Here is a 10901-nt window from a genome sequence, read left to right on the forward strand (position 1 = left end):
AAAATTTTCGAAGTCGTGTTACTACACTCTCGGCCCTTCGCGGCACCTCGAAGCTCGCTACAGGCCATCTACCTGCAGATTCTCGCTAACCATTCGCCACGTGTGACTACGAACTGCGGAACCCGGGTTTCTGCGACGACAGTGAGCGACAGGTGTTTCGGGCTTCTGTTCGACGGGACGTCGACGTACGAGGGTGCCCTGTCGAAGGCCTTCCGGCAACGACGATGACTGCGCGACGGGCTATTGCGTTGTCGTGGCTTACGTGATCCTTCGGCGCGGGGGGCGGGTCTTGCTCGCCCGGAGAGCGGGGTTTCGTACGCGAGCAGCTGCTGGGGATTGCCGGGTGGCCATGTCGAGGTGTCAGTGGCCCACTGCCATCATTCAACCTGCTGTTAAGCCGCGGGCGATGGCGAGCACCGGCGCGTCCGCACGACCGCCAGCGTGAACCCGAACTCCCTCGTCATGGCCCGGACGATAGGTGCGCCCGGCCGGCCACTCCCGGCTTCCGTCAGACGACCAGGGATGCGGTGGACCCTCCCCATTGGCGTGTTGATCTCACCCGCATGGCGTGCGTTGCAACCCCACAGGCGATGAATTAGGCTCGCTGACCGTGGCCAGCCGCCCGGATCCATCGACCGAGTTCTCGTCGGTCGGCGTTCTGTACGGCCGGGACGCCGAGACGAGCTGGATCGAGGGGCTGCTGTCGGAAGCGCGGGAGGGCCGGAGCGGCGGGCTGGTTGTCCTCGGCGAGGCAGGGATCGGCAAGACAGCCCTGCTGGAGCACGCCGAAAGGGCAGCCGCCGACATGCGGGTCATCCGGATCGCTGGAATCGAATCGGAGTCCGATCTACCTTTCGCGGGGATCGACCTGCTCCTGCGCGGTTGCCGGGACCGGCTCGTCACGCTTCCGGACGCCCAGGCGGCGGTCCTGCGGAACGCGCTCGACGGAGCCACGACCGATCTGCACGTCGACCGGTTTCACATCGGCATAGCGGTCCTGTCGATGCTGGCCGAGCTCGCCGAAGACAGGGCACTGCTCTGCGTGATCGACGACGCCCAGTGGATCGACCGGACCTCGTTGGACGCCATGGCGTTCGCGGCCCGGCGGCTCGGCGCCGAGGGGGTGGGGATGGTGTTCGCCGTCCGCGAGGAATCCGGGACCGCGCCGGTCGCTCTCGCGGGCCTACCCGTCCTCCATCTCACCGGGCTGGAAGCTGAGGCCGCGGCGACGCTCCTCGACACCGGGTTCCCTGGGCTGGCGTCGGACGCCAGGGCCTGGGTCCTGGCAGAGTCCCAGGGCAACCCGCTCGCACTGACCGTCCTCCCGTCGACGCTGACCCGCGGACAGCAGGCCGGCGAGCGCATGCCATCCCCCTATGGCAGTGCGGGCGCGACGGCCGCGACAAACGTCGAGCGGGGGTTCCGCCGGACGATCGATGGGCTGCCCGAACCGACGAGGAAGATCCTCCAGATCGTGGCGGCGGCGGGGAACTGCGAGCTTTCTCTCGTGCTCGACGCCGCCCGTGGACTCGGTGCCGGAGTGCCCGACCTGGCACCCGCCGAGCGGGCCGGCCTGATCTCGACGACGACCCAGGCGGTGACGTTCCGGCATCCGCTGGTCAGGTCGGCGACGTACGAGACGGCGACCGTCGACCGGCGCCTCTCCATCCACGCCGCGCTGGCCGAGGCGCTGGCAAGGACCGATGACACGGCGCGCTACGCCTGGCATCTGGCCAACGCCACCGTCGGCCCCGACGAATCCGTCGCCTCGACCCTCGAGCAGTCGGCGGACAAGGCCCGGGAACGCGGCGACTTCGCGGCGTCGGCGGCGGCGTACGAGGAGGCGGCCCGGCACAGCGCGGATCGCGCCGAGAAGGGGCGCAGGTATGCCGAGGCGGCCTTCGCCGTCGCCGATGCAGGAGACCTGAATCACGCGATGGGCGTCGCCGAAGCCGCAGCCGAACTGCTCGACGACCCGCTGACGCTCGCCCGGCTCACCTGGCTCCGGGCGACCGCGACCTATGCCCTCGGCAGGCCGAACCCCGTCTCCCGGGAGTTCCTCGCAGCTATCGAGCCCGTCGCCGCGTCGTCGCCGCGGACTGCTGCGTTCATGTCCGCCGACGTGTTATCGATCGCGATCGAATTCGAGAATCTCCCTTCCGTGGCGGACGCGGTCGCAGAGATTCTGAGCAGGTCGCCGAAGGACGCCGACCCGATCGTCACCGGTATCGAGGGACTCGCGCACGTGTACGCCGGTCGCGCGACGAAGGGCGTGCCTCCGCTGCGCGCGATGGTCGAGACCATGCGGGCGGGCGAGCACCCTCACAGTCTGCGCGCCCGCGCAGCAGTCACCGGCTGGGAACCGGCCATCGGCGACTTCCCGGCCGAACTCGAGCTCGCGCTCACGTTGGAAGACGAATGCCGTACCCAAGGAGCGATCGGGCTGCTTCCACGCGTCCTGACGTACTTGGGGAGAGCACAGTTCTACTGCGGCCGTTTCCGCGACGCGCACGCCACGTGCCGCGAGGGCCTGCGGCTCGCCACCGAGACCGCGCAGGACAATTACCGTGCACAGCACACCGCGATCCTCACGCAACTCGCCGCGGCCGAGGGTGACGGCGAGGCGTGCCGGGACTACGCCGCCCAGGTTCTCGGATATGGGTCGACCGTCGCCGAAGGTTGGGTCCTTTCGGCGCTCGGCCTGCTGAATCTCGGCCGGGCACGGTACGACGACGCGCTCGCCCGGCTGGGACAGCTGAATGCCGGCACACGGCGGCACCTGAGAACGGCGACCTACTCCGTGCCGAACCTGATCGAAGCCGCGGTCCGGATGGACCGAGGCAATGAGGTGCGCGACGCGGCCGCACGCTATGCCGAATGGGCAGAGGTGACAGGCCAGCCGTGGGCGCGGGCCACCGCGCTCCGGTGCAGAGCTCTTCTCGCCTCCGACGACGCCGTCGACGACCTGTACGCCGAAGCGGTCCGCCTGCACCAGGCCGGGGGAGTGCCGCTGGAGCGTGGCCGCACGCACCTACTCTACGGCGAATGGCTGCGCCGGACGCGCCAGAAGAACAGAGCCCAGGAGCACCTGCGCACCGCGTCAACGCTACTTTCCACAATCGGAGCCCGGCCGTGGGCCGAACGCGCTCAGGCCGAGCTTCGCGCGACCGGCGGGCAGGGCGTTATTCTCGAGCATGCGGAATCCCGGCTCGCGGAGCTGACCGCGCAGGAGCTTCAAGTCGCCACGCTCGCGGCCCAAGGCTTGACGAACCGGCAGGTCGGCGCCCGGCTCTTCCTCAGCCATCGAACAATCGGCTACCACCTCTACAAGATCTTCCCGAAGCTCGGCATCAGCACGCGCACCGAACTGGCCGCGCTGATCCAGAAGGATCGAGACGACCGCTCGACGGACTGATTCCCGACCATCCAATATCCGCGACACAACTGTCGAGGCGCACCATATCCGCGGGGCAACCAGCAGTCGGCTGATGCCCCGGACGAGCTTGTCACTTCAAGGGCGCTTCGAAGATTCGGGCAGCTGGCTCTCCAGTGCTCAACGTGAGTGCCGCGTAGGACGTCCAGCGTGGATGTCCTCGTGACAGCGGCGGCAGACGACCAGGGTCGTCCACACCCCGAACGTCACGCACCTGCGTTACACCGTCAACGGTCGCTCCGCACTCGTGCTCGACGACCGCGGAAGCAGCACCGGCGAGCCGATGCCTGCAGGCCGGGACGAGGTGTAACCGCGTCGGCGCGACGCTGGGAAACGACCACTCCCGCCTCGGAAGGGATCTTCAAACGTCCTCACTTCAGCCAGATCACACACACTCGTGAACACCCCGGCGTGCCAAGCAGGAGGGCGATCCCCCGCACATCTGCCAGCAGACCACCATCATCCTGCACCCCGACGGCTTCGGCACAAAGGACAATTCCGCCAGGACACGCACTACCTGACTCCTACCTGGCACGACGCATACAAGCCCATCCGGCCAACGGAAGGCATCAACGGACGCCTCAAGGGCCACCACATCGACCTCGGCAACCCCCAAGAACCGGCTCGCCCACGGTTCTGTGCCAGTAAAGGTTGAGCGTTGTCACCCAAGGTTGAAGGCTGCTACCTGGCGCCGGCAGCCAATGCCAATGCCAACGGCGATCTGTTAGCGCAGGTCGAGCCGCATCAGGACCCGGGGATGACCGGCCAGCACCGAGGTGGTGTCGGCAGCGTGGGCGAACCCGGCGCGCTCGAAGTTCTTCCGGATCCCGGCGTACGCCATCGTCATGTCGACCCTGGCGTCGCCGTTGTCGAGGGGGTATGCCTCGATCGCCGGTGCGCCGTGGGCGCGGGCGAACTCGACCGCGCCCACGATGAGGGCATGTGAGATCCCCCTCCTCCGGTGACCGGGGCGTACGCGGATGCACCACAGCGACCAGACCGGTAGGTCGTCGACGTGCGGGATCTTACGGTTGTGTGCGAAGGAGGTATCCGAGCGTGGTGCCACAGCGGCCCAACCGACCGGCTCGTCGCCGTCGTAGGCGAGCACCCCCGGAGGGGGATCGGTTAGGCACAGCTCGGCGACGTACTCGCCGCGGGCCGGCCCGCGAAGCTCGTTGTTGAGCTTGGACGGGATCCGGTAGCTCAGGCACCAGCAGACGTTGGCCCCGGGTGACTTCGGGCCGAGCAGGGCACGGACATCCTCGAAGACCGAAGCCGGGCGAACTTCGATGGTCATGGCACCACGATGTCACGGCGTACGTGGCGACGCTGCTCAACCATCGGTGGCACGGACTCGCATCCGCCAGGGTTCAATGACACGCGCCCAGCCTTCGGTGACACGGGACGTGCATCGAGTAGGAGGGTGAGGTCGCCTCACCCTCCTCTCACACCACCGGACATGCGGGCCCGCATCCGGCGGTTCGTCAAGCCGTGGTTCTGAGCCTGCGCCAGGCATTCTGGAGTCCAAGCAGGCCAAGGTCCCAGAAGATATTGGGCAGCGCCCGTTTCAGCGGGCGGCTGGCGTTAGGCGCCGAGGCCAGGGTGCTGGGCCATGGCGGGATCCGGCCGGTGGCGCAGGCAGCCGGGGTTCGAGAGGCGACGGTGTCACTGGGGTATCCGAGCTGGAATCCGGCGAGGCTCCGCTGAGCCGGGCTCGCCGTGCCGGTGGGCCGTAAACGTCTGGTCGATCTGGATCTGGGGTTACGGCCCGCGCTGCTGGCGCTGGTCGAGCCGGACGAGCGCGGGGATCCGATGTCGCCGTTGCGGTGGACGACCATGTCGACCCGCAATCTCGCGGCCGAGCTGACCCGCCAGGGGCACCGGGTGTCGGCGGACACTGCGGTAGACCCTGGCGAGATGGGCTACCACCGTCCTGGGACTCAGGAAGAGCTGGTCCGCGATCTCGCGGGAACGCTTCTCCCCGGCCGCGAGCTCCACGATCTCCCGCTCCCGTTCGGTGAGCGAGTCCAGCCGTCGTGGCTGGGAGACGGCCACACCTGGCTGGGCGCGGGCCGCCACCATCTCGCCCCGCACGCGTGCCGCCTCCTCGCGCACCTGGACCGCGCCGCAGCTCCTGGCCACGGATACAGCAGAGTTCAGCCAGCTCAGCGCCACCTCGTGGCCAATGGCCGCCGCGCCGAGCGGGCTCCCGACGCCAGTGTCCAGGCGTGCTGGACCGGCATGCCGGCCCGCCGGAAGCCGTCCGCCGCCTCCTCGAACAGCTTCACCGCCATGTCGTGTTCGCCGTCGGTCTGGTGGAGCACGGCTCTGGCCGCCACGCACTTGCCCGCTGGACCGACAGGCCCACCTTGGCCGCGGCCCGCCTCCGCGTCGTCGGCGGAACGGTCGGCGATGTCGCGCTCTCCGCACCGCAGTGCCGCCATGGCGAACAGGGCCAGCAGTTCCGCACTGAACTGCGGCTGGGCCTGGCGAAGTTCGCAGGCGTGTAGCCGATGACCTGCTGGTGCTGTGGGCGACCGGTGTCGAGTCCGAGCTGCCCTTCGTCGCTCGGCACCTGCTGCTGCCGGCCCGGGGGCGGCGCTGTCGGATGACGAGGCGGCCGAGGTGGCTGGCCCCGAGTTGCCAGCGCTACCTGACGAGCGGTTGAGCCTCCTGCTCCGCGGCTTTGAGCATGCGGTTCTCCTTGATGAGGAAGTAGATCAGCAGTCCGCTCATGATGAAGTGGCCGCCGGCGGTGTACAGGCCGGGGAAGTAGCCGCCCTTGAGGATCGGGAAGACGAAGTGGGCGATGCCGTTGAGCAGGCCGGCGCCCAGGGCGTACCACCAGAGGAAGAAGTTGGCCGCCCGGATCCGGTAGAGCGCGGCCGCACCGGCGAAGAAGTAGAGCGCGCCGAAGCCGAAGACGAAGACGAGCAGGAATTCGTTCTCCGGCCAGTCGCGTGGTGAGTCGAAGAGTTCGACGATCTCGTGGGGGAAGCCGCCGGTGTACTCCTCGGCCATGTGGATGAGCTGGAAGCCCACCGCGCACAGGTAGACGGCGATCACCTTTCTGGACTTCACTGGGCGGGCATAGCTGAAGGCCATCCAGCCGCTCCAGGCGAGCACGCTGGCCACCACGAGGACGACGGCACCCTGAAGTGGGAGGATGAGCAGCGCCCAGGCGCAGAAGGCGGCGGCCAGGACCGCCATGATGGCTGCTGAGTAGGGTTCTGGCCGTTTGACGAGTGTCATGCCCCAGATCCTAGGAAGATCGCGATGACCGCCGCTTCTGTCACGTGACTGATATGCGTTCGGCCGGACCAGTCATGTGACGGAGGCGATTCACCATGCGCCCGGGTAGCGTCGGCGTCATGCAGCTGATCAATGACCACCTGGCCGTCAAGGCGCGGCTGCTGCCGCCGGCCGGCGACGGTTTCCTCCTGCTGGCCGGAGAGGTCGGCGCGCTGGCGCGGCCCCTTTCCCACTGCTCCCGTCCGGCTGGCCGCCCGGCTCAAGGCACTGGCCGCGGGTATTGAGGCGCGTGAGGTAAACGTGTTCCGCGCCATCCTGCGCCCGCCAGGCGAAGGTGAGGAGGTGCTGGCCGGCCGGGGCATCCACCCCGCGCGCTACGACGTCGTCGTGCTGATCCGCACCGCGACCGTGGACGCCGCGCTGGCGCTGCGCGAGGGCGCCGCTTACAAGGAGCTTGCCGAGATGCTGGGCGCCGCAGCCCGCCGTACCCACGAGATCGTCGCCGCCAACGCGGCCCGGCTCGGCGACGTGGACCACAGCCAGGAGCATGCCTTTCTGTTCAACTACTTCTACGCCGACGACCGCGAGACGCTGCTGAAGGTGTGGGAGTACACCGCCGGGTGGTTCCAGGTCAAGACCTCGCTGCCCAACTCCGCCCTAATGCAGCCGCTCGAGGGCGAGCCCGCCGACTACGGCATCATCAACCACGCGAGCTGGCCGAGCTTGCGGACCTTCCTGCCCAGCCTGATCTTCCGGCCGACCTTCCGCAGTTTCGTGCTGGCCAACTTCAAGGCTAACGGCATCGCCGCGCAGCCGATCATCTACCGCGGGTGTGACCCGCCCGGCACGCTCAGATCTCCAGTGTCGGCCTGGCCGACTCGGCGCGCGAGGTGACACCCAGCTTCGGGAATGCCTTGTATACAGGTGGGACAGGCCCCAGTGCCACGATAAGCCGATGAACGCCTGCGGTCCCGGCTCGCTGTTGCGCGCCGAACCACCCGGAGATCTTTGGATCTGGCGTCAGCCCATCCTCTCGGATTGATGAAATTCGTCGTAGGACTACTGGTGTGACTTCATGGCCCTGCGGTTTTCCGCTCCGTGGCCAGGCCCGGCAGGATTGGGGCCGGGCGAGCCAGCGCCAGGAAGCCCAGCCCGGCCAGCGCCACGGTCAGCGCTATGGCCAGGCGTGTTCCGCCGGCACCGTACCCGGACAGTGCCCACGCCGTGGTGGCCAGCGCCGGTCCGAGCGCGATGCCGATCTGGCGTGCCATGCTGGTGGAGGCGCCGGTGGTGCCGAGCAGGTGGCGTGGCGACATCGCCATGGCCATGGTCTGCACGGGACCGGCGAACAGCCCAGTTCCCGTCCCCACGACGACGAGCCGCCAGACCAGCTCCATCCCTTTCCAGTCCTGTCCCAAGGGAACCAGCGTGCCGAGCCCCGCGATGAGCACGAGGGCGCCCGCGAGCGCGACGATCCTGGCGTTCCACCGATCGGCGAGCACGCCCGCGATCAGTCCGGTCACCATCGTCGTCAGGGGAAAGGCCAGCATGGGTCAGGCCAATCTCAGCGGGCGGCACGCGAAGCGCGTGCAGATGGAAAGGCAGCAGAAAGAGCAGCCCCAGCGCGGCGGCCGACTGCATCAGCAACGCCACGTGCGGCGCCCTCACCCCGGGAGCCCGCAACAGTTCCCGAACCCTGCCGCTGCCCGGCCACCGCCACCACATCAGGACGAACGGCACGGCCACCACGGTCAGTGACAACCATGCCGGGCCGCCCCGCGCGGTGAACGTCAGCGCCAGCATCACCACCACTGTGGCCACGCTGAGCAGCGCTGTCTCGACCAACCAGGCCCGATCGGGCAGGCGCAGCGACCCGCCGGAAGGAAGCTGGGCCAATCCCACTCCGATCACGATCAGGCTGATCGGGACGTTCACAAGGAAGATCCATTGCCAGGCGAGGTACTCGACGATGAAACCGCCGAGGACCGGTCCGCTCATTCCACCAAGTGGGCCGAGCGTCATGATGATGCCCATGGCCCGCCCGCGTGCCTCCGGTCGTACCGCGATGGTGGCAAGGACCGGCGACAACGCGAACAGCACTGCGCCGAACCCCCCTTGCAGCACCCGGGCGGCGATCAGCCACTCGATGCTCGGGGACAGGCCGGCCAGCGCACTCGCCGCAGCGAACCCGGCGACCGAGAACACCAGGGCGGCACGCCGGCCGACTTGGTCGAGCCAGCGTCCGCCGGGCAGCGACAGCGCAATCATCGGCAGGACGAACCCGAGGACCACCCACTGCGTCAGATCGGTATCGATGACGAAGGAACGCTCGATGGTCGGCAGCGCGACGTTGACTATGGTCGCGTCGAGCTGAGCCATGAAGACCGTGACCCCCGGTGGCGGCCACCAGCCACCATTGATTTCGCTGAGCCACTGCGTACACCGCTTTCAGACATTGATCGACGGCGTCAACATAAGTCACGACATGGGAAGCCGGAATCTGTCATATGACGAGGATCGTCGAGGCGAACCTCGGAGCGGGTTGAGACTCTTCAACGCGATCCTGCTCACGATGCGGCTTGTCGCGGCAGCTGTACGGACTGGCACCGATCGCCGGAACCTCGCGGAGGATCCAGATGCGGGCCATCGTCACCCTCTTACCGCGGCCGCAGAGTAGCGACAAGGTGGCGAGCCCGGCCAGGAACCGGTCCGCCCGCAAGGCGACCGCCAATCCGAACGCCCCGCGTAGCGCCACCGCTTGCGGCAGCGCGCCGCTGCGGCCATTCCAAGCGTCGCGTAGAAGGAGGTCGATGGCTGCCAGCTCGCGCCCGTGCAACATGCCTGATGGGCGCCGGGGGTTGGGGCACGTCCATTGTCAGCCTCCTTGCGGCCTTGCCTTCGCTCGGGTTTCCGGCTGGGCCAGATTCATTCGACCTTGGGGTCGTATGGTCTGCAAGGGCTGAGGCGGGATCGGGCGTCGTAGATCCTTACTGCGCGGCCGTGCTGAGGTATGGGCTCACCGCGTCTCCGTGCTGCGGCGAGCGGGTCAGGGCGAGCCCCGCCCAGATCCGGAAGACGATGGCGAGCAGCAGGGACGGCATGAACGCCGCCCCGGCAACGCCGGACAGCGGCGTGTCAGGGGCGAACAAGGTCAGGAGCGTGGCCACTCCGGCTATCAGGCCGAGCCAGCCCAGCAGGACGGGCATGGCTCTGCGCGCGGCGATCGCCCAGCCCGCGCACAACATCGACAGGCCCATGAACAGAGATCCCGCTCCACCGGCCGCCTGCTGGCCGACGATCATAAAGGCCGTCCATGCGCTCTCGGCGGACTCCTGGTCCCGCGCTGCCGCCTGCAGGAATGCGGGCACGCCATACCAGTGGCCCATCGGGACGAGCACGTGCGCGGTGATACCGATCATGCCGAACCAGAGCGTGGCGGTGGCCAGCGTCGGAGTCGCGGTCCGCAGCCGACCGGCCAGACCGGCGATGAGGACGACGAAGAACACCAGGTTCAGGAACCCCGACAGGACCGCCCACCGCAGAATCGTGCCGGACTCCGCCAGAAACCTGAGCGCGGCGGTGGGATCGGCGAAGGTGCCGGCATTCCACCCGCTCACCGTCCACAGCATGCCTTCTACCAGCAGGCCCACGCCTGCGAGGACGCCGAACCACCCAGAAATCTTGGGATTTGGGAACATTTCATCCTCCCGGATTGGTGGAATCCCTCGTACGACGGGTTTCGCGGAGCCAATGTGCACATCCGCCTGAGCGTCGACCGATGCCGTCACCGTAGGTCAGGAAAGGGACAGCAGAAATCTGTCACGTGACTGGGATCGTGCAGGCGCCGCGTTTCGGTCGGCTGTGGTGACGTCGCAGGACATCGCTAGTCGCCTGACTGTTGCGGGTGGGCGGGTGGCTGCCTAGCGTCCATGTCATGGACGGTCAGCAAATGCCAGGCTATTCACTCGTCGAGCGGGATCGGCGATGGGGGAATCGCACGATCGGTGATAGGTGTAGCTGTGTGTCCTGAACGCGAAGGAGAGTTCGATGTAGGAGAGCGATCTGGAGCGATGCTGCTCGGATGATGAAGGTCGTGGCCCTTCGAAGTCGCCCTGCGGAGGGAGGCTTCAAACCGCCTCATGCTGCGTTGGCTGAAGACCGTCGTGGTGAGCGATGAGGAAAAGGCGTCCGTGATGGCGTCAGGTGGGGACCGGGA

General features: G+C 67.8%; 9 protein-coding genes and 3 pseudogenes. 4 read left to right on the plus strand and 8 right to left on the minus strand.

Translation table 11 applies throughout. From position 1 onward, the window contains the following. Nucleotides 1-610: 610 nt before the first annotated feature. A complete protein-coding gene (locus tag EJK15_RS63370; protein ID WP_171075308.1) occupies nt 611-3415 on the plus strand; it encodes a helix-turn-helix transcriptional regulator in 2805 nt (934 codons plus the stop codon). Nucleotides 3416-4157: 742 nt separating this feature from the next. Here the strand turns inward: EJK15_RS63370 and EJK15_RS63380 are convergent. Continuing rightward, nucleotides 4158-4730 carry a GNAT family N-acetyltransferase gene (locus EJK15_RS63380; protein WP_138719938.1) on the minus strand — a complete coding sequence of 191 codons (573 nt, stop codon included), beginning with the start codon at nt 4728-4730 and terminating at the stop codon, nt 4158-4160. Between the two features lie 251 nt (nt 4731-4981). On the opposite strand from EJK15_RS63380, the pseudogene EJK15_RS63385 reads away from it, so the two are divergent. Next, nucleotides 4982-5332 (plus strand): annotated as a pseudogene (locus EJK15_RS63385) (ISAzo13-like element transposase-related protein); the annotation flags it as partial. A 60-nt stretch (nt 5333-5392) separates the two neighbouring features. Here the strand turns inward: EJK15_RS63385 and EJK15_RS63390 are convergent. The 3 genes and pseudogenes from EJK15_RS63390 to EJK15_RS63400 form a co-directional block, all read right to left on the minus strand. Then, nucleotides 5393-5515 (minus strand): annotated as a pseudogene (locus tag EJK15_RS63390) (hypothetical protein); the annotation flags it as partial. 83 nt (nt 5516-5598) lie between these two features. Further along, complete coding sequence (locus tag EJK15_RS63395) at nt 5599-5877, minus strand: hypothetical protein (RefSeq protein ID WP_138719939.1); 279 nt, start codon at nt 5875-5877, stop codon at nt 5599-5601. Between the two features lie 205 nt (nt 5878-6082). Continuing rightward, nucleotides 6083-6685, minus strand: coding sequence for an HXXEE domain-containing protein (locus tag EJK15_RS63400; RefSeq protein WP_138719940.1), 603 nt, complete (start codon nt 6683-6685; stop codon nt 6083-6085). Nucleotides 6686-6804: 119 nt separating this feature from the next. Here EJK15_RS63400 and EJK15_RS73810 point away from each other — a divergent pair, with 119 nt between their 5' ends. Together EJK15_RS73810 and EJK15_RS63405 are read left to right on the plus strand one after the other, a co-directional pair. Next, the gene (locus EJK15_RS73810) at nt 6805-6969 is read left to right on the plus strand and encodes a hypothetical protein (RefSeq protein WP_206062090.1); all 165 of its coding nucleotides are present in this window, start codon (nt 6805-6807) and stop codon (nt 6967-6969) included. A gap of 16 nt (nt 6970-6985) precedes the next feature. Beyond that, the gene (locus EJK15_RS63405) at nt 6986-7579 is read left to right on the plus strand and encodes a hypothetical protein (protein ID WP_206062091.1); all 594 of its coding nucleotides are present in this window, start codon (nt 6986-6988) and stop codon (nt 7577-7579) included. 179 nt (nt 7580-7758) lie between these two features. Here EJK15_RS63405 and EJK15_RS75815 read toward each other — a convergent pair whose 3' ends face one another. The 4 genes and pseudogenes from EJK15_RS75815 to EJK15_RS63425 all read right to left on the minus strand — a co-directional run bounded on the left by EJK15_RS75815 (nt 7759) and on the right by EJK15_RS63425 (nt 10383). After that, the gene (locus EJK15_RS75815; RefSeq protein WP_138719941.1) at nt 7759-8235 is read right to left on the minus strand and encodes an MFS transporter; all 477 of its coding nucleotides are present in this window, start codon (nt 8233-8235) and stop codon (nt 7759-7761) included. A 205-nt stretch (nt 8236-8440) separates the two neighbouring features. Continuing rightward, nucleotides 8441-9064 (minus strand): annotated as a pseudogene (locus tag EJK15_RS78220) (MFS transporter); the annotation flags it as partial. 124 nt (nt 9065-9188) lie between these two features. Further along, nucleotides 9189-9524: a hypothetical protein gene (locus tag EJK15_RS63420; RefSeq protein WP_138719942.1), complete on the minus strand. Its 336-nt coding sequence runs from the start codon at nt 9522-9524 to the stop codon at nt 9189-9191. Between the two features lie 148 nt (nt 9525-9672). After that, the gene (locus EJK15_RS63425; protein ID WP_138719943.1) at nt 9673-10383 is read right to left on the minus strand and encodes a DUF4386 family protein; all 711 of its coding nucleotides are present in this window, start codon (nt 10381-10383) and stop codon (nt 9673-9675) included. Between the last annotated feature and the right edge of the window lie 518 nt (nt 10384-10901).

Origin of the sequence: Nonomuraea basaltis (assembly GCF_005893125.1) — a bacterium.
In the GTDB taxonomy this organism is placed as follows: domain Bacteria; phylum Actinomycetota; class Actinomycetes; order Streptosporangiales; family Streptosporangiaceae; genus Nonomuraea; species Nonomuraea basaltis.